This window comes from Neobacillus drentensis (genome assembly GCF_036966985.1).
GTDB classification, from domain to species: Bacteria; Bacillota; Bacilli; order Bacillales; family Cytobacillaceae; genus Neobacillus; species Neobacillus drentensis_E.
Window position 1 is genome coordinate 1,262 of sequence record NZ_JBALSN010000625.1, and the last position, 244, is coordinate 1,505.

Annotated in this window: 1 pseudogene; it reads left to right on the forward strand. The window is 38.9% G+C overall.

What is annotated here, in order from left to right:
* Positions 1 to 123 precede the first annotated feature (123 nt).
* A pseudogene (locus V7659_RS29305) lies at positions 124 to 244 on the forward strand (SDR family oxidoreductase); the annotation flags it as partial.

The window sequence follows — 244 nt, forward strand, 5'->3', positions numbered from 1 at the left end:
TTTCTCGACAATCTGAGACAGATTAAATCTGTCTCTTTTTTTATGAACTTTTACCAAGTATTCCCTCGATATATCCTGTATACTAGTAATAGATTTTGATTTATGAAGGAGGAATCGAACACGATGGAGTTGAATTTAACAGGTAAAACAGCTTTGGTTGTTGCTTCGAGCCAGGGCCTAGGGTTTGCAATAGCTGAACGCTTAGTAAAAGAGGGAGCAAACGGTATGATTTCTGGCCGTGAAG